At 66.9% G+C, this 17,925-nt stretch carries 13 protein-coding genes; 10 read left to right on the top strand and 3 right to left on the bottom strand.

Annotated features, from left to right (window positions below; genetic code table 11):
- Positions 1-10: 10 nt before the first annotated feature.
- Complete coding sequence (locus BACI348_RS11300; RefSeq protein WP_442858527.1) at positions 11-943, bottom strand: sugar-binding transcriptional regulator; 933 nt, start codon at positions 941-943, stop codon at positions 11-13.
- 165 nt (positions 944-1,108) lie between these two features.
- Here BACI348_RS11300 and BACI348_RS11295 point away from each other — a divergent pair, with 165 nt between their 5' ends.
- The 8 genes from BACI348_RS11295 to holA all read left to right on the top strand — a co-directional run bounded on the left by BACI348_RS11295 (position 1,109) and on the right by holA (position 13,469).
- Positions 1,109-2,926, top strand: a complete 1,818-nt coding sequence (locus BACI348_RS11295; protein WP_159825849.1) for a glycerol-3-phosphate dehydrogenase/oxidase — start codon at positions 1,109-1,111, stop codon at positions 2,924-2,926.
- Between the two features lie 91 nt (positions 2,927-3,017).
- Positions 3,018-3,767, top strand: coding sequence for an MIP/aquaporin family protein (locus BACI348_RS11290; protein ID WP_159825847.1), 750 nt, complete (start codon positions 3,018-3,020; stop codon positions 3,765-3,767).
- 61 nt (positions 3,768-3,828) lie between these two features.
- Entirely contained in the window at positions 3,829-5,343 is a 1,515-nt protein-coding gene (glpK, locus tag BACI348_RS11285) for a glycerol kinase GlpK (protein ID WP_159825845.1), read from the top strand.
- A 460-nt stretch (positions 5,344-5,803) separates the two neighbouring features.
- The gene (leuS, locus tag BACI348_RS11280) at positions 5,804-8,332 is read left to right on the top strand and encodes a leucine--tRNA ligase (protein WP_159825843.1); all 2,529 of its coding nucleotides are present in this window, start codon (positions 5,804-5,806) and stop codon (positions 8,330-8,332) included.
- A 54-nt stretch (positions 8,333-8,386) separates the two neighbouring features.
- Complete coding sequence (locus BACI348_RS11275; protein ID WP_159825841.1) at positions 8,387-9,394, top strand: DegV family protein; 1,008 nt, start codon at positions 8,387-8,389, stop codon at positions 9,392-9,394.
- Between the two features lie 69 nt (positions 9,395-9,463).
- Positions 9,464-10,360, top strand: a complete 897-nt coding sequence (locus BACI348_RS11270; protein WP_159825839.1) for a ComEA family DNA-binding protein — start codon at positions 9,464-9,466, stop codon at positions 10,358-10,360.
- A gap of 309 nt (positions 10,361-10,669) precedes the next feature.
- Entirely contained in the window at positions 10,670-12,616 is a 1,947-nt protein-coding gene (locus tag BACI348_RS11265; protein ID WP_236557530.1) for a ComEC/Rec2 family competence protein, read from the top strand.
- Entirely contained in the window at positions 12,576-13,469 is an 894-nt protein-coding gene (gene holA / locus BACI348_RS11260) for a DNA polymerase III subunit delta (RefSeq protein ID WP_236557529.1), read from the top strand. The genes BACI348_RS11265 and holA overlap by 41 nt, the downstream gene beginning before the upstream one ends.
- Before the next feature lie 159 nt (positions 13,470-13,628).
- On the opposite strand, the gene rpsT is transcribed toward holA, so the two are convergent.
- Positions 13,629-13,889, bottom strand: a complete 261-nt coding sequence (rpsT, locus tag BACI348_RS11255) for a 30S ribosomal protein S20 (RefSeq protein ID WP_011692086.1) — start codon at positions 13,887-13,889, stop codon at positions 13,629-13,631.
- Between the two features lie 170 nt (positions 13,890-14,059).
- Complete coding sequence (locus tag BACI348_RS11250; protein ID WP_159825835.1) at positions 14,060-14,629, bottom strand: type II toxin-antitoxin system PemK/MazF family toxin; 570 nt, start codon at positions 14,627-14,629, stop codon at positions 14,060-14,062.
- A 173-nt stretch (positions 14,630-14,802) separates the two neighbouring features.
- Between BACI348_RS11250 and lepA the strand changes: the two genes are divergently transcribed.
- Together lepA and hemW are read left to right on the top strand one after the other, a co-directional pair.
- A complete protein-coding gene (gene lepA / locus BACI348_RS11245; protein ID WP_159825833.1) occupies positions 14,803-16,656 on the top strand; it encodes a translation elongation factor 4 in 1,854 nt (617 codons plus the stop codon).
- A 36-nt stretch (positions 16,657-16,692) separates the two neighbouring features.
- A complete protein-coding gene (gene hemW, locus BACI348_RS11240) occupies positions 16,693-17,922 on the top strand; it encodes a radical SAM family heme chaperone HemW (RefSeq protein WP_159825831.1) in 1,230 nt (409 codons plus the stop codon).
- Positions 17,923-17,925: the final 3 nt, after the last annotated feature.

The following is a 17,925-nucleotide window of genomic DNA, read 5'->3' as shown; positions in this document are numbered from 1 at the left end:
AATGTCGACTCTACCTACTCGCCGTCGCCATGCCTTCCAGGCCCACCAGGCGCCGCGCGGTCGCTTCGTCGAGGATGAGGTCTGTTGCGAGGCGGGCCGCGAGGGCACCTTTGAGGCCATTGATCTTGGAGACCCCCGAAACCACGCAGATCCTGCGCCGGACCTGCCGGAGTTCGGACAGGGCCGGACCGGTTGACCGCTCGTTCAGCAAAATGCCGTCCGAGGAACCGTCCGCCCGGAAGAAGACGGTGGCCACGTCGCCCACCACGTCCGAGTGGGCGAGGATGTTCAGGTCGTTCTCGTCCAGGTAGCCGCCGGCGTACACATGGCTGGGATAGTCCGCGTCAACCGAGCCCACCCCGAAGATCGCGATGCTCATCTTGGCCTGCAGGGCGAGGACGCGTTGCACGCTGCGTTCATTCCACATCGCAGTCTTTGTGGACGCGTGGTCAAAGAAGGCAGGAACCGGGAACTGTTCCACCCGTGCCCCGTAGGCGCTGCCGAAGCGGCGCATGATGTCGCTTGCGTAGGTGATGCCGGTGGTGTGCATGTTTCCGGCGCCGTTGAGCTGCACGATGACGCTGTCGTGCGTGATCTTCCTGGTCAGGTGCCGGCTGACGGCACTCAGCGTGGAGCCCCAGGCCACCCCGATAATCGCATTGGAATCCACCAGGGGGCCGATGGTCCGGGCGGCCTGCATGGCCACGCGGTCCAGTGTTTCGGCCTCGTTGAGGGTTTCCACCACCGGGACGACGTGGACGTCGACGCCGTAGCGGCGGCGGATGAGGCCCTCAAGCTCCGGACCCGTATCGAGCGGGTTGCGGATCTGTACCTGGACCAGGCCCGAATCCCGGGCCGAGGACAACAGCCTCGAAACGGTGGAACGCGAGGTGCGCAGTTCGCGGGCGATGGCGTCCATCGTGAGGTCCTGCAGGTAATACATTTGTGCAGCCCGCAGGGCGTCAGCGTGCCGTGAAGGGTCCACGAAAACTCCGTTCTGCACGTTTGTGCATAGTGCTTGACTCCATTTTCCATTAGTCAAAACAATAGATGAGAACGGCGGCGCACTTGAAGGTGCCCGCGACATACAAAGCCCAAGGGAGTTGTTTTGGGACCCAAGGATTCATCTGTCCGCCCCGCCTCGCCGAAGCCTCACGCAGAGCGTTCATCAGTCCACAACCTGAGGCGGCGACCCCACGCAAAAGTGCTGGTGGTAGGCGGCGGAATCAACGGCGTCGGAACCTTCCGGGACCTCGCCCTGCAGGGGGTGGACGTGGCACTCGTGGAGCGCGGAGACTACTGCCAGGGCGCCAGCGGCGCGTCCTCGCACATGATCCACGGCGGCATCCGCTACCTCGAGAACGGCGAATTCCGGCTGGTCCGGGAATCAGTTGTGGAGCGCAACCGGCTGCTCCGGATTGCACCGCATTACGTGAAGCCGCTGCAGACCACCATCCCCATCTTCAGCACCTTTTCCGGTATCCTTGCCGCTCCGCTGCGGTTCCTGACCCACAAACAGCAGGGCAAGCCAACAGAACGCGGTGCCTTCCTCATCAAGGTTGGCCTCAGCCTCTACGACGCTTTTTCCCGCGACGGCGGCAGCGTGCCCCGGCACCAGTTCAGGGGCAGGAAACGCGCCTTGGCTGAACTGCCCCGTCTGCGCCCGGACATCAAATACACGGCCACCTACTTTGACGCCTCGGTGCACAATCCGGAGCGGCTCACCCTCGACGTGCTTCAGGACGGCGAGAAAGCGGGCCAGGCAGCCGGGACCGCCAATACCCAGGGCAACACGGCCCGCGCCAGCAACTACCTCTCTCTCAAGTCTTTGACCGGACAGCCTAACCGCGGCACCGGCAAGGGCAGCACTGTCCGCTTGCGCGATGAGCTCACCGGTGAGGAATTCGACTTCACGGCCGATGTCATCGTCAACACCACCGGCGCCTGGGTGGATCTCACCAACGAGGCCATGGGAGCCGCCTCCACCTTTATGGGCGGCACCAAGGGCTCACACATCGTGCTTGACCATCCGGCCCTGCTTAGCGCCTGCAACGGGCGCGAGATCTTTTTCGAGCACACCGACGGGCGGATCGTGCTTATCTACCCGATGGGCGACCGGGTCCTGGTGGGGACCACTGACGTGGACGCAGACATGGGCCAGGACGCCGTCTGCACGGATGAGGAAATCGATTATTTCTTCGAACTGATCGGCCACGTCTTCCCGGACATCCCGGTCAGCCGGGAACAGATCGTCTATACCTTCTCCGGCGTCCGGCCTTTGCCCCGGCATGACGCGACGCAGCCCGGCTTCGTTTCCCGGGACTACCGGATTGAGCGCCGCGGACCGGGCAGTATCGGGTCCGGCGCCGGCGCGGTCGTGCTGAGCCTGGTAGGCGGAAAGTGGACCACCTTCCGCGCCCTGGCCGAGCACCTGACCAACGATGTCCTCGCGGAGCTCGGCGTGCAGCGCAAGGTGTCCACCGCCCAGCTGGCCATCGGCGGCGGCGCAGGCTTCCCCGCCGATGAGGCCGGCGTGCAGAAGTGGATCAAGCAGCACATGGCTGCCGGCCGGGACGCGGACCGGACCGCCGGGCTGCTGACCCGCTATGGAACGCGTGCGGAGGCCGTGATGGCGTACCTGGATGCCGGACCCGACCACCTCCTGCGCTCCACCCGCGAACTCAGTGCCCGGGAACTGGAATTCATGGCAGCCCACGAACAGATCGGACACCTGGCGGACGTGCTCATCCGCCGGACGTCCCTGGCCTTCCGCGGCTTGGTGACCGGTGAGCTGCTCAACGAAATGGCCGAGGTGCTCGCGGTACCCCTGGGCTGGGACGCTGCGGCCCGGGCCGCCGAGATCCGGCACGCGCAGGACGTGCTGCAGCGGTTCCACCGCGTGGAAACCCACAGCCTGGTCGCCTAGGGCCCGGCTGGCGGCCGGGGCGGCAACCCGTCCCGGCAAACGGTCCTTCAACCCGCGAAGGACTGACAACAGAAAATAAGGAGAGTCAAGGATGTCTCTTGGAATTGTTTTCCTTTCCGAAGTATTCGGAACGGCGATGCTCACCCTGCTGGGTTGCGGCGTCGTGGCCAACGTGGCCCTGCGGGGCACGAAAGGCAACAGCGGCGGATTCCTGATGGTCACATGGGGATGGGGTGTCGCTGTTTTCGCGGGTGTCTTTGTGGCCGCGAAATCGGGGGCACACCTTAACCCCGCCGTGACACTTGGGCTCCTGGTGAACGGGAAGGCGGAGTATGCTCCGGATGTTCCCGTTGATTTCGCCTCCACACTGACCTACTTCGGTGGCGAAATGCTCGGAGCGTTCCTCGGTGCTGTGGTCTGCTGGCTGGCCTACAAGCAGCATTTCGACGTCGAAGAAGAGGTTGCCAGCAAACTCGCCGTCTTCTCCACCGGCCCGGCCATCCGGAACAGCACCTGGAACCTGGTGACCGAGATCATTGGCACCTTCGTTCTGGTGTTCGTGATCCTGACCCTCGGCGGCACCCCGTCCGGCCTCGGCCCGCTCGCTGTGGCGCTGCTCGTCGTCGGCATCGGCGTCTCCCTCGGCGGTCCCACCGGTTACGCCATCAACCCGGCCCGTGACCTCGGCCCCCGCATCGCCCACGCCCTGCTCCCCATTAGGGGCAAGGGCTCCAGCGACTGGGGCTACTCATGGATCCCCGTTGTGGGCCCGCTTGTCGGCGGTGCCCTGGGCGGGCTTGTCGCCAAGCTGGTTCCGATCATCATCACCGCAGCTGCCTGACCAATCTCCCAGCCAGTGAGCCACGCCGGCCACTGACCCAACCCAAGACAAGGACGTCACCATGAACCAGTTCGTTATCGCTATTGACCAGGGAACCACGAGCACCCGCGCCATCATTTTCGACCACAGCGGCAAGATTGTTTCCTCGGGGCAGATGGAACACGAGCAGATCTTCCCGCAGGCCGGGTGGGTGGAGCACAAGCCCGCCGAAATCTGGAACAACACCCGCGAGGTCATCGCCTCCGCCCTCTCCAAGGCGAACCTGACACGGCACGATATCGCCGCCGTCGGAATCACCAACCAGCGCGAAACCGCCGTGGTGTGGGACAAGACCACTGGCGAGGCCGTCTACAACGCCATCGTCTGGCAGGACACCCGCACCCAGGACATCGTGGATGAGCTGGCCAAAGATGGCGGCGCGGACCGCTTCAAGCAGAAGGTGGGCCTGCCGCTGGCCACCTACTTCTCCGGCACCAAAATCAAGTGGATCCTGGACAACGTGGACGGCGCCCGCGCTAAAGCCGAGGCCGGGAACCTCGTGTTCGGCAACACGGACGCCTGGGTCCTGTGGAACCTCACCGGCGGGGTGGACGGCGGCGTCCACGTCACCGATGTGACCAATGCGTCGCGCACCCTGTTCATGGACCTGGACACGCTGCAGTGGGACGAGGAAATCCTGAAAATCTTCGGTGTTCCCCGCAGCATGATGCCGGACATCAAGTCCTCCTCCGAGGTCTACGGCACCGTGCACACCTCGCAGCTGCTGCGCGAAGTCCCCGTGGCCGGGATCCTCGGCGACCAGCAGGCGGCAACCTTCGGCCAGGCCGCGTTCCAGACCGGCGAGGCGAAGAACACGTACGGCACCGGCTGCTTCCTCATCTTCAACACCGGCGAGGAAATCGTCCACTCGAAGAACGGGCTGCTGACCACCGTGGGCTACAAACTCGGTGACGCCGCGCCGCACTACGCGCTGGAAGGCTCCATCGCCGTCACCGGATCGCTGATCCAGTGGCTGCGCGACAACCTCGGCCTCATCAGCAGCGCCCCCGAGGTCGAGACCCTGGCCGCGGCAGTCAAGGACAACGGCGGCGTGTACATCGTCCCGGCGTTCTCCGGACTCTTCGCGCCGTACTGGCGTTCGGACGCACGCGGTGCGATCGTGGGCCTGACGCGGTTCGTCAACAAGAACCACATCGCCCGGGCCGCCCTGGAGGCCACCGCCTTCCAGACCCGCGAGGTGCTTGACGCCGTCAACGCGGACTCCGGCGTTCCGCTCTCCGAGTTGAAGGTCGACGGCGGCATGGTGGCCAACGACGCCCTCATGCAGTTCCAGGCGGACATCCTGGGCGTCCCTGTCATCCGGCCCAAGGTGGTTGAGACCACGGCACTCGGTGCGGCCTATGCAGCCGGGCTCGCCGTGGGCTTCTGGAAGGACCTCGGCGAACTGTCGGCCAACTGGTCCGAAGACAAGCGCTGGGAACCACAAATGGACCAGGCCGAACAGGAGCGCCAGCTGCGGCTCTGGAAGAAGGCCGTCACCAAGTCCATGGACTGGGTCGACGAGGACGTGAAGTAACCGGCAATTCAGCTGTTCGTGGTGCGGCGGGGCCCCGTCTCACCACGCAAGGAAGGCGGCCCCTGCCCCGCCCGTCCCCTGCTGCTCCCTCCGCTCGCAAGCTCGCGGCGGGGCCCTCGCAGCAGGGGGCCCATCGCGGTGCCCACAACACCCGGGCGAGGGGCCGCATTCCTTGCTTTCGCCGTCGTCACCCTTCATCGTCGTGCAGAGGGTCCCGCTGCTGCTTCAGCCGCTCGTGGCGACTGACGTTTAGGGGGACGTGCGGGTGCGCTAAAGTGGTTTTATGCGTGCGATCCTTCTGCTTAGCTAGCCGCCCGGCGTCCGGAACAACGGAAAGCCGTGCGGCAGCCCCTCCCTGGCGAGGGGCTTTTGTGTGTCCGGGCATAATTCCGGGCCGGCAGCAGGAGGATCAGGCCGTTATGGCAGCACCGATGCCGTAACAGAACAGAAGAGGGCAGCAGTGGGCGTTCAGCCGGAGACAGAGACCGGAACATCAGCAACAGTGCAGGCAGAGGTGCCCGACGAGGGCACTTACAGCTTTGCGGCCATCGAGGCCAAGTGGCCGCAGGTGTGGGAAGACCTCAAGGTTTTCACCCCTGTCGACGACGGGTCCCGGGAGCGGCGCTACGTGCTGGACATGTTCCCCTACCCGTCCGGCGACCTCCACATGGGCCACGCCGAAGCGTTCGCCATGGGCGACGTCGTGGCCCGCTACCTGCGCCAGCAGGGCTTTGACGTGCTGCACCCGATCGGCTGGGATTCCTTCGGCCTGCCTGCGGAAAACGCCGCCATCAAGCGCAACGCCCACCCCAGCGAGTGGACCTACGCCAACATCGATACCCAGGCGGCGTCCTTCAAGCGCTACGCCATCTCCGTCGACTGGTCCCGCCGCCTGCACACCTCGGACCCCGAGTACTACCGCTGGACCCAGTGGCTGTTCAAGCGCTTCTACGAGCGCGGCCTGGCCTACCGGAAGGACTCCCCGGTCAACTGGTGCCCCAAGGACCAGACCGTGCTCGCCAACGAACAGGTAGTCAATGGCGCCTGCGAGCGGTGCGGCACCACGGTCACCAAGAAGTCCCTCAACCAGTGGTACTTCAAGATCACCGACTATGCCGACCGGCTGCTCGATGACATGGACGAGCTCCGCGGCCACTGGCCCGAGCGTGTCCTGGCCATGCAGAAGAACTGGATTGGACGGTCCGAGGGTGCGCACGTCAACTTCGTGATCGAAGCCGACGGCGGCAAGCCCGCCAAAGAGGTCACGGTCTTCACCACCCGCCCCGACACCCTGTACGGCGCGACATTCTTCGTAGTGGCTGCGGACGCGCCGCTCGCCGCCGAGCTGGTCACGGAGGAGCACGCCGCTGCCCTGGACGACTACCGCGAACGGGTCAAGGCCCTTACGGAAATCGAACGGCAGTCCACTGAACGGGAAAAGACCGGCGTCTTCACCGGCCGGTACGCCATCAACCCGCTGAACGGGGAGAAACTGCCCGTCTGGGCGGCCGACTACGTCCTGGCCGACTACGGCACGGGCGCGATCATGGCTGTGCCTGCCCACGATCAGCGCGACCTCGACTTCGCCCGCACCTTCGGCCTGCCCGTCCGGGTGGTCCTGGACACCGGTGAGGAAGATCCAGTTGTGTCCGGCAGCGCCACCGCGGGAGAGGGCACACTGATCAACTCCGGCGAACTGGACGGCCTGCCGAAGGCAGAGGCCATTCCGGCAGCGATCGCCATCCTGGAACGCCAGGGGACCGGCGAGAAGTTCGTCAACTTCCGGCTGCGTGACTGGCTGCTGAGCCGCCAGCGCTTCTGGGGCACCCCCATTCCGATCATCCACTGCCCGGCCTGCGGCGAGGTGCCCGTTCCCGACGAGCAGCTGCCGGTCACGCTGCCCGCCGACCTGCGCGGTGAGGACCTCGCGCCGAAGGGCACCTCGCCGCTGGCCGCTGCCGAAGCGTGGGTCAACGTGGAATGCCCGTCCTGCCACGGCCCGGCCAAGCGCGACACCGACACCATGGACACCTTCGTTGACTCGTCCTGGTACTTCCTGCGTTTCGTCTCACCGCACTACACGGAGGGTCCGTTCGACCCGGAGAAAATCAACGACTGGATGCCCGTGGGCCAGTACGTGGGCGGCGTGGAGCACGCCATCCTGCATCTGCTCTATGCCCGGTTCTTCACCAAGGTCATCCACGACCTCGGCATGATCGACGCCGACGAGCCGTTCAGAGCCCTCCTCAACCAGGGACAGGTCCTCAACGGCGGCAAGGCCATGAGCAAGTCGCTGGGCAACGGCGTGGACCTGGGCGAGCAGCTGGACAAGTACGGCGTGGACGCCGTACGGCTCACCATGATCTTCGCGTCCCCGCCCGAGGACGACGTCGACTGGGCCGATGTTTCACCGTCCGGATCGGCGAAGTTCCTGGCCCGTGCCTGGCGCCTCGCCCAGGACGTGGCCAGCGCACCCGGCGTGGACGTCACTACCGGTGACCGCGCCCTGCGGTCAGTCACGCACCGGACCATCGCGGACGCCGCCGAACTGCTGGACGCCAACAAGTTCAACGTGGTGGTGGCCAAGCTGATGGAGCTGGTCAATGCCACCCGCAAGGCCATCGATTCCGGTGCCGGCGGCGCCGATCCGGCAGTCCGGGAGGCGGCGGAAGCTGTCGCCGTGATCCTGAGTCTCTTCGCTCCCTACACCGCCGAGGACATGTGGAGTGTCCTGGGACACCCAGCGTCGGTGGCCAACGCCGGCTGGCCGGCCTACGACGCTTCGCTCCTGGTGCAGGACACCGTCACCGCCGTGGTGCAGGTCCAAGGGAAGGTGCGGGACAGGCTTGAGGTTTCCCCGGATGTCTCCGAGGACCAGCTGCGGGAACTGGCGCTGGCCTCGGACAACGTCCAGCGCGCCCTCGATGGCCGGAGCATCCGCACGGTCATCGTCCGCGCCCCTAAACTGGTCAACATCGTCCCGGCGTAGCCGGACCGGGCCGCCGGAAATTTTCCGGCGGCCTGCTTGATTCCAGGAGGCCCCTTGCCCGACCGCGACGCCCCTGCCTGGCCCTGGTTCCGGGCACGCGTGGCAGCCCTGCGCGCCCGGCAGGACGCCGCACGGCGGGGCAGCGACGCAGCGCTGCCGGTCGCCGTCGTCCGTACCGCCGTGGTGACTGATTCCGCCTCCGCTTTGCCGGCGGACTGGTCGGCAGGGCTCTGCGGCGACGGCCGCCTGACCGTCATTCCCATGCCCGTGATGGTAGGCGAGGAAATCTACGGCGAGGGCGAGGACGATATTTCGGAAACCATCGCGCTGGCCCTTGCCAGCGGGACGTCCGTGAAGACCTCCCGGCCATCGCCCGGACAGTTCGAACAGGCCTACCTGGCCGCCCAGCGCCGGGGCTACGACTCAGTGGTCTCCGTGCATATCTCCGGCGGCCTGTCGGGTACCGCGGACGCGGCACGCCTTGCGGCTGGCCGGGTGGGTATCCCCGTAACAGTGGTGGACTCGGCAACTGTGGGCATGGCCCTCGGGATGGCCGTCCAGGAAGGCGTCCGCGCCGCGGCGGAAGGCGCCGACGCCGGGGCTGTGGCCGCTGCGGCCGCGGAACAGGCGGCCGGCACCAAGGTCTATTTCTACGTTCCCAGCCTGGAGCAGCTCCGCCGCGGCGGACGGATCGGTGCGGCAGCCTCGCTGTGGGGCACCATGCTGGCCATCAAACCCATCCTGGCGGTCGACGGAGGCAGGATCGTGCCGCTGGAAAAGGTTCGGTCCGCTGCCAAAGCAGTCGCCCGGCTTGAGGAAATCGTCGCCGCCGACGCTGCTGCCCGCCCGGACGGTGTGCGCTTGGCCGTCCACCACTTTGGAAACCCTGCGGAGGCACAGGGCCTCGCCGCACGGCTGGCAGCTGCCCTGCCGCAGTGCGCTCCCGCCCAGATCAGTTCCCTCCCCGCCGTGCTCGCGGCGCATGCGGGGCTGGGCGTCCTGGCTGTCATTGTGGGCAACGGCGGCAATGCGGCCGATGACACCTCCGCTGCCTCCGGATAGCCGCGCCCTTTCCACATAGCAAGGCCCGGCGCTGTTGCCGGGCTGCACCCGGTCCCTAGCGTTGGCTGTATGTCACGCCGGGATGCTGGAACAGCAGGTCAGCAGGCGCGCCACGCAAGGAACCGGCTGCAGGCCGCCTTGGGCAGCAATCCCCGGGGACTCCTGTTTGAGGAGGACGGCCAGCCTGCCTTCGAATACAACGGTGCAGGCGGAACTGACGGCAGCGACGGCACTGGGCACGGCGCACACGCCGCGGCGGAGCCTCGGGACGTTGGCCCCGCCCTCCGCTGGCGCCTTGGCCTGCGGCTTGCAGTGCTCCTGGGGATGCTTGCCGTAGCTGCCGGTGCCTGGTTTTGGTGGCAGGCAGCGTCCGGACAGCCCGAGATCCTCCCGCTGGGCGGCGGCAGCCCCGAGACCAGCGCCGTCGCGGCTGAGGCGGACGCATCGGGCGAAGACGATGGAGGTGGCAGCCGTGCCGCTGCTGCCGCAGGCCCGCAGGAGAGCACCCCGGCCGGCACCGTGGTGGTCCACGTGGCCGGTGCAGTGCTGGGGCCGGGGGTGGTTCAGTTGCCGGCGGGGAGCCGGGTGCATGATGCCGTCGCCGCGGCAGGCGGGGCCAGTCCCGGCGCTGACCTGGACCGCCTTAACCTGGCGGCCCCGGTGACGGACGGCCAAAAGATCCAGGTCCCGCGGCCGGGCGAGCCGCTGCCGGACAACACGGGCGGCGCCGGGGCGCAGGATACGGGAGGTTCCCCGGACAACAATGCGGCAGGCTCGAAGGTCAACCTGAATACTGCGGGGGTGGAGGAACTGGATGGCCTGCCGAAGGTGGGACCCGTGCTGGCACAGCGCATCGTGGACTGGCGCAGGGAACACGGGCCCTTCACGGCTGTGGAGGAACTCGATGCCATTGACGGCGTGGGACCGAAAATGCTTGAGTCCCTGCTCCCGCTGGTGACCGTATGAGGCAGGCGCAGTGGCCGGGTGGAGGGAAGCAGGCGATAGGAAAAGCGGCATGGGTGCAGCGCCATGGTTAGCCGGTCATCAGGAATAAGGACCAGCCCCTGGAGCCGCTACGTGGACTCGGCCGTCAGGGGCAAGGCAGCAGCCGGTGAGGAAGGGGGCCACCCTGCAGCAGGGGAGAGTCCGGACACCGAACGGAACCTCGCGCCGGGACGCACCACAGCAGGAGGCCGGCGTTTGCGTATCCCGCCGCACCGCCGCGTCCCCGGTGACCGTTTGGCGACATACTGGCATGCCCAATACGCGCGTTTCATGGCCGGCAACAGGAAGGCGGCCCAGGCGTCAGGCCCGGAGGGAGACGAAGCACCGCGCCGGCGCACGGATGTCCGGCTCGCGCTGCCGGCGGCCCTGGTCTGGGCCGCCTCGGCAGCAGGGCTCTGGCTGGATCCGATGGCCTTGGCAGGCCTCTGCAGTGTGTTGCTGGTGCTTGCGGCCGCGCTGCTGCACAGGACGTGGCGGACCCGCAGGCGCTCAGCCACCGCGTGCCGGCAGAAGCCGGCCCGACGGAGTTTCCTGGCTACTGCCGCCGTTGCCCTGCTGCTGGCGGCCGTCGCGGCAGCGCATTCGGCGGTGGCCTCCACCCAGCGGCATGAAGGTCCGCTGGCGGCTGCGGTCTCATCCGGCAAGTCGGTGGTGGCCGTGGTGGAAGTGGCAGGAACGCCGCGTGCCCTCAATCCGCCGAACCAGGCAGGCACCCCCTCACGCTGGTCGATCGCTGTGTGGACCCGGGACGTCAGCACCGGAGGCGTCCTGTTGCGCACGCGGGCCCAACTGCTGGTAACCGGCGGCGGTGCCTGGGGGACGGTTGTGCCGGGGCAGCTGGTCCGCGCCACCGGGAAGCTCAGGCCGGCCGATCCCGGGAGGGAGGAAGCGGGCATGCTGGCTGCGTCCTCAGGGCCGGGGAGGCCCACCGCGTCTCCGTTCCTGCAGGAATCAGCGAAGAAGCTGAGGGAACGGTTTGTCTCAGCCGCCTCGTTCCTGGCTCCAGATCCGCGGGGCCTGTTGCCCGGAATGGTTACCGGGGACACCAGCTCCTTGGACGAAGGCCTGGAGACTGCAATGAAAAGCGTGGGCATGACCCACCTGACCGCCGTCAGCGGGGCCAACTGCAGCCTGGTGCTCGGAGCCCTGCTGCTGGCCTGCCGGCGGTTCCGCCTGCCGCGCGTCCCTGCGGCGGGGCTCGCCGTCGCGGGCCTTGGCTTGTTCGTCCTGCTGGTAGGCCCGGACGCCAGCGTCCTGCGGGCAGCCGTGATGGGGGCCGTGGCGGTATTTTCCCTGGCTGGTGGCCGGACCGGGCGGGGGCTGAGCTTCCTGAGCCTTGCCGTGACCGGCCTGCTGCTGGCGGACCCTGGACTGGGGTCGAGCTTCGGCTTCCTCCTGTCGGTCCTTGCAACGCTGGGCATTATCATCCTTGGCCGCAGGATCATGGCATGGATCCCGGCACTGATCCCGCGCTGGGCAGCAGCGGCGGTTGCTGTTCCCTTGTCCGCTCAGTTGCTGTGCGGGCCGGTGACTGTGGTGCTTCAGCCGCAGTTTTCAACGTACTCGCTGCTGGCAAACGTCGTGGCCTCGCCGCTGGTGGCGCCCGTGACGCTGCTGGGAACAGCTGCTGTTCCCCTGGTGGTACTGGCGCCGTGGGCCGGGACTGCGCTGGTGGCGGTGGCGGGCACCTTCAGCGCAGGGGTTGCGGCGACCGCGCGATGGACGGCGCAGCTCCCCGGCGCAGCCCTGCCGTGGCCGGAAGGCGTCCCCGGGCTGCTGAGCATGCTCCTCCTGTCCGTGCTGACATTCGGCGCTGTTGGGGCGGTTGCCCGTCCCCGCCGGCTCCTCCGCGTGGTGTTTGCTGCCCACGCGCGTACCATTGGCCTGATCGAACTGCTGGAACGATGCGCAGCCTGGACGCGGCGGTATCTGCACCGCGGGCAGACGGCCCGGCCACCAGGGGGACTGCGGCGGCGGTGCAGTGCCGGCTTGGACCGGGCCGCCGGACATGGCAGGCTGGGATACTCCACAAAATTTCCGGAAGGAAGCCCCGATGGCCGCTGCGCAGAAGCGTGCACCCCGTTCCCCGGCGTCGAACGGCCCCACCTGGCGGGACGTAACCCCCGCCGGCGTGGTCCTGGTGAGCGGCCCGGAAGAGTACTTGGGGATCAGGGCGATGGACCGCATCCGGGCCCAGGTGCGGGCAGCCTCCCCTGATGTGGTAGTCAGCCGGATCAATGCCTCCTCCTATGAGGCCGGGACCCTGCTGATGCAGGTCAGCCCGTCCCTTTTCGGCGAAAACAAGCTCATCGAGGTGGAGGCCGTGGAAGCGATGAATGACGCTTTCCTTGCCGACGGGCTTTCCTACCTTGGCCACCCGGAGCCCGATGCCGTCCTGGTGCTGCGCCACGGCGGGGGAGTCCGGGGCAAGAAACTGCTGGACGCCGTCAAGAAGGGCGGCTGGCCCGTTGTGGACTGCCAGCCGCTGAAGAAGGACGCGGACAAAGTGGCCTTCGTGGTGGCGGAGTTCAAAGCCGGCGGGCGGCGGATCGAGCCGGACGCGGTCCAGGCCCTGGTCAACGCCGTCGGGGCAAATCTCTCCGAGCTGGCTGCAGCCTGCAGCCAGCTCATCGCCGACGCCGGCACTACTGTCACCACAGAGATCGTGGACCGGTACTACGGCGGCCGGATCGAGGCTACTGCCTTCAAAGTGGCGGATGCCGCCATGGCAGGAAACGGTCCGCTGGCCTTGTCCACCCTTCGCCATGCGCTGGCCACGGGAGCAGATCCGGTTCCGCTGGTCGCCGCCCTGGCCGCCAAACTCCGGACCGTGGCACGCGTTGCCGGCGCGTCCGGTTCCGCCGCCCAGATTGCGGCGGAACTCGGGATGCAGCCCTGGTTGGTTGAACAGGCTCAGCGCGACGTCCGGCGGTGGACGCCGGAGGGCCTGGTGCGCTCCATCCAGGCCACCGCCGAGGCTGACGCCCAGGTTAAAGGACTCGCAAGGGACCCTGTTTACGCGGTGGAACATGCGGTGAGGATTATCGCGACGTCGGTACAGGGCAGGTAGCCCGCGCCACCCCGGACGCCCCGTCACCTCCCCGTCGATTGGGGGACAGGGGAGGTAACCGCGTTGCCGACACTGCGGATAAACACGCTGACGTTAAAGATATGTGGCCGGTACCAAACGGTACCGGCCACAACCATCAGTTCAACAGAACTGGAAACCTTACAGTGCGTTGACCTTCTTGGAGATCGCCGACTTACGGTTCGCTGCGTTGTTCTTGTGCAGAACACCCTTGCTAACAGCCTTGTCCAGCTTGCGGCTGGCAGCAACCAGGGCAGCAGCAGCTGCATCCTTGTCCGTGGACTCAACGGCAGTGTTGACGGCGCGGATGGCCGTCTTCAGCTCGGACTTGACTGCGTTGTTGCGCAGGCGTGCCTTCTCGTTGGTGAGGATGCGCTTCTTCTGGGACTTGATATTCGCCACGTGTGAACTCTCTTTTTAATGCGGAAATGGTCTAGAGGGCTTTCAGATTGGCCATTGACTGAGCGGCGTGGGGATACCTATGGCGGCCAACCATCAGTGGCCGTCGACCTGCACGGACACACAGCTACAAAGAATAGCAGGTCAGGCGTGGGGCTGGCCATTTGGCGGACCTAGTTCCAGCCGTGTCGCCGGCGAAGTCCTGCCGCCACCATGTCAAAACGTTCCCGGTCCAGTACGGCGCCTTCCCTGCGGATGCCATCCGGCCGCAGTTGCAGTATGCGGTCCAGCCTCGCCTCACTCGGCCGGCCCTGCCGGTCCCATCCTCCCGGACCCAGGTCCACGTAGTCCTTTGAGGCCGCCGACCCCGGCACGCGGTCCTTGCTGGTCAGCATCAGTCCCAGCAGGTAGCCCCCGCTTTTGCCCACCACGAGGACCGGCCGGTCCTTGCCGCGGGTGAAGTCCTCCTCGTAGGGGACCCAGGCCCACACCACTTCACCCGGGTCCGGCTCTCCGTCCGGTTGCGGTGCGTAGCGGACCGCAACGCGGCCCTGGAAATCGCCCGGGTACCTGCTGTCCGGGCGATGTCCGCCCTGGACCTGCACGGGGGTGGGGCGGGTCCGGCCAGGGCTGCCGCCCGGCGCGGGGCGGTCACTGCGTGCCGCTGTGCCGGTACCCGCCTTCGCCAGGACCCGCAGGCCGGCCTTGACGGCGTTTGCCAGGGAATGGAGGTTCAGTGCCATCCGGTAACCCTATCCCCGGCCCCCACCCGGCGGCGGAACGTCAACCGGCGCGGGAAATGCGGTGACCGGGCCCCGGACGTGGGACACTGGAGGTTCCAAGATGTGCGGCTGACCGCAGGGGCCCTCCGGTGTGCCCCGCGGAACCGCGTGAATGCCAACAGTAAGGACCCTGCGTGTCTCCCATGGCCCGCACCGCCCCGGTGCCCGCCGCGACAGATCCGGCCATAATTCGGAACTTCTGCATCATCGCGCACATTGACCACGGCAAGTCCACCCTGGCTGACCGCATGCTGCAGCTGACCGGCGTCGTGCAGCCCCGCGACATGAAGGCCCAGTACCTGGACCGCATGGACATCGAACGTGAGCGCGGCATCACCATCAAATCCCAGGCTGTCCGTATGCCCTGGGAACTCGACGGCACCAGCTACGCACTGAACATGATCGACACCCCCGGCCACGTGGACTTCACCTACGAGGTGTCCCGCTCGCTCGCGGCCTGCGAAGGAGCCATCCTCCTGGTCGACGCTGCCCAGGGCATTGAGGCCCAGACCCTCGCCAACCTGTACCTGGCGATGGAAAACAACCTCACCATCATTCCGGTCCTGAACAAGATCGACCTCCCGGCGGCGCAGCCCGAGAAGTACGCGGCGGAACTGGCCAGCCTGATCGGCGGCGACCCGGAGGACGTTCTCCGCGTCTCGGGGAAGACCGGCATGGGCGTTGAGGCCTTGCTGGACAAGATCGTCCGCGACCTGCCCGCTCCGGTGGGTGACCCGAACGCACCGGCCCGCGCCATGATCTTCGACTCCGTCTATGACACCTACCGCGGCGTGGTCACCTACGTCCGGGTGGTTGACGGCATGCTGCACCCGCGCGAACGCATCCAGATGATGTCCACCCGTGCCACCCACGAGCTCCTGGAAATCGGGGTGAGCTCCCCGGAGCCCACACCTTCCAAGGGCCTGGGCGTCGGCGAGGTGGGCTACCTCATCACGGGCGTGAAGGATGTCCGGCTGTCCAAGGTGGGTGATACGGTCACCAACCTTGCCAAGCCGGCCGCTGATTCACTCCCCGGCTATGCCGATGCCAAACCCATGGTCTTCTCCGGGCTGTATCCGCTGGACGGCACGGACTACCCGGTGCTGCGCGATGCCCTCGAGAAACTGATGCTCAACGACGCCGCCCTGGTCTACGAGCCCGAAACTTCCGCGGCCCTCGGCTTCGGGTTCCGCGTGGGCTTCCTCGGGCTGCTCCATCTGGAGATCACCCGCGAGCGGCTCGAACGCGAATACAACCTGGACCTCATCTCCACCGCGCCCAACGTGGAGTATGAAGTAACGCTGGAGGACAAAAAAGTGGTCCACGTGACCAACCCCAGCGAGTACCCCTCGGGCAAAATCTCCGAGGTCCGGGAACCGATGGTGTCGGCAACCATCCTGGCGCCCAACGAATTCGTCGGCGCCATCATGGAGCTGTGCCAGAGCCGCCGCGGTGTGATGGGCGGCATGGACTACCTGTCCGAGGACCGGGTGGAAATCCGGTACCGCCTCCCGCTGGCAGAGATCGTGTTCGACTTCTTCGACATCCTCAAGTCCAAGACCCGCGGCTACGGCTCGCTGGACTGGAAGGCCGACGGCGAGCAGGTGGCAGACCTGGTGAAGGTGGACATCATGCTCCAGGGCGAGCAGGTGGATGCCTTCTCCGCCATCACCCACCGTGACAAGGCCTACTCCTACGGCGTCATGATGACCACCAAGCTGCGTGAGCTCATCCCGCGCCAGCAGTTCGAGGTGCCCATCCAGGCGGCCATCGGCTCCCGGATCATTGCCCGCGAAAGCATCCGAGCCATCCGCAAGGACGTCCTGGCCAAGTGCTACGGCGGCGACATTTCCCGCAAGCGCAAACTGCTCGAGAAGCAGAAGGAAGGCAAGAAGCGCATGAAGATGGTGGGCCGCGTCGAGGTCCCGCAGGAAGCCTTCATCGCCGCGCTCACCACCGACGAGTCCAAGGACAAGGCCAAAAAGTAGTGGACACCGCGTCCGGCAACACCGGAGGCACCAGCAATGCCTAGTACCCTTCCCCTCGGCGACCCGGCGCCGTCGGACGGTCTGCTGCCTGCCCAGGCAGCAGACGGTGCGGCGGGCCGTGCGTTCGGGCTGTACGTCCATATTCCGTTCTGCGCCGTGCGCTGCGGCTACTGCGACTTCAACACCTACACCGCCACGGAACTGGGCGGCGGAGCATCCCAGGACGCATATGCCAACACGGCCGCGTCAGAGGTGGCCATGGCAGCGAGGGTCCTCTCGGCGTCGGGCCTTCCGCAGCGGAAGCTGGGCACGGTGTTCTTCGGCGGAGGAACGCCCACGCTGCTGCCCGCCACGGACCTTGCCCTGATCCTTCGCCGGGCCATCGACCAGTGGGGCATCGAAGACGGCGCCGAGGTCACCACGGAAGCCAACCCCGATTCCGTCACGCCGGAATCCCTCGCCATCCTGAAGGAGGCGGGATTCACCAGGGTCTCCTTCGGCATGCAGTCCGCCGTCCCGCATGTCCTCAAGGTCCTGGACCGGACGCACACGCCCAGCAGGGTGCCGCAGGTGGTCCAGTGGGCACGGGAAGCGGGGCTCGCTGTCAGCCTGGACCTGATCTACGGTACGCCGGGGGAGTCCATCGCCGACTGGCGCCACTCGCTGGAAACCGCGCTGTCCTACGAACCAGACCACATCAGCGCCTACGCGCTGATTATTGAGGACGGCACCAAACTCGCGGCCCAGATCCGCCGTGGCGAGGTTCCAGAAATTGACGACGACGACCACGCCGACAAGTACGAGCTCGCCGATGAACTGATCACCGCAGCCGGCCTGAGCTGGTACGAAGTCAGCAACTGGGCGCGCACACCGGGGCAGGCCTGCCGCCACAACCTTGCCTACTGGCGAGGCGATGACTGGTGGGGGATAGGACCCGGCGCGCACTCCCACGTGGGCGGCGTCCGCTGGTGGAACGTCAAACACCCCACGGCCTACGCAGGCCGCCTCGCCCAGGGACTCTCTCCCGCTGCCGGCAGGGAAACCCTGGACCCGGAAACCAGGAACGTGGAACGAGTAATGCTTGAGGCCCGGCTGCAGTCCGGGCTGGCGGTGTCCGCGCTTGGCGCGGACGGCCGGCATGAGGTGGCCGGCCTGATCGCGGACGGGCTCGTGGAGCCTGCGGCGGCCTTCCGGGGCCGGCTGGTCCTCACCCTCAAAGGCAGGCTGCTGGCCGACGCCGTGGTCCGCAGGGTCCTGCCGGACTGACTC

Source organism: Arthrobacter sp. 9AX, assembly GCF_902506095.1.
In the GTDB taxonomy this organism is placed as follows: Bacteria; Actinomycetota; Actinomycetes; order Actinomycetales; family Micrococcaceae; genus Arthrobacter.
The sequence above is the reverse complement of the archived record's forward strand: the minus strand, read 5'-3'. Positions and strand labels throughout refer to the sequence as shown.

Bases quoted from the DNA above. Each gene is read 5' to 3' on its own strand.
- glpK (WP_159825845.1), top strand. From the start codon at position 3,829: ATGAACCAGTTCGTTATCGCTATTGACCAGGGAACCACGAGCACCCGC.
- BACI348_RS11270 (WP_159825839.1), top strand. From the start codon at position 9,464: ATGTCACGCCGGGATGCTGGAACAGCAGGTCAGCAGGCGCGCCACGCA.
- holA (WP_236557529.1), top strand. From the start codon at position 12,576: ATGGACCGCATCCGGGCCCAGGTGCGGGCAGCCTCCCCTGATGTGGTA.
- BACI348_RS11250 (WP_159825835.1), bottom strand. From the start codon at position 14,629: ATGGCACTGAACCTCCATTCCCTGGCAAACGCCGTCAAGGCCGGCCTG.
- BACI348_RS11300 (WP_442858527.1), bottom strand. From the start codon at position 943: ATGTATTACCTGCAGGACCTCACGATGGACGCCATCGCCCGCGAACTG.
- BACI348_RS11290 (WP_159825847.1), top strand. From the start codon at position 3,018: ATGTCTCTTGGAATTGTTTTCCTTTCCGAAGTATTCGGAACGGCGATG.
- BACI348_RS11265 (WP_236557530.1), top strand. From the start codon at position 10,670: ATGGCCGGCAACAGGAAGGCGGCCCAGGCGTCAGGCCCGGAGGGAGAC.
- hemW (WP_159825831.1), top strand. From the start codon at position 16,693: ATGCCTAGTACCCTTCCCCTCGGCGACCCGGCGCCGTCGGACGGTCTG.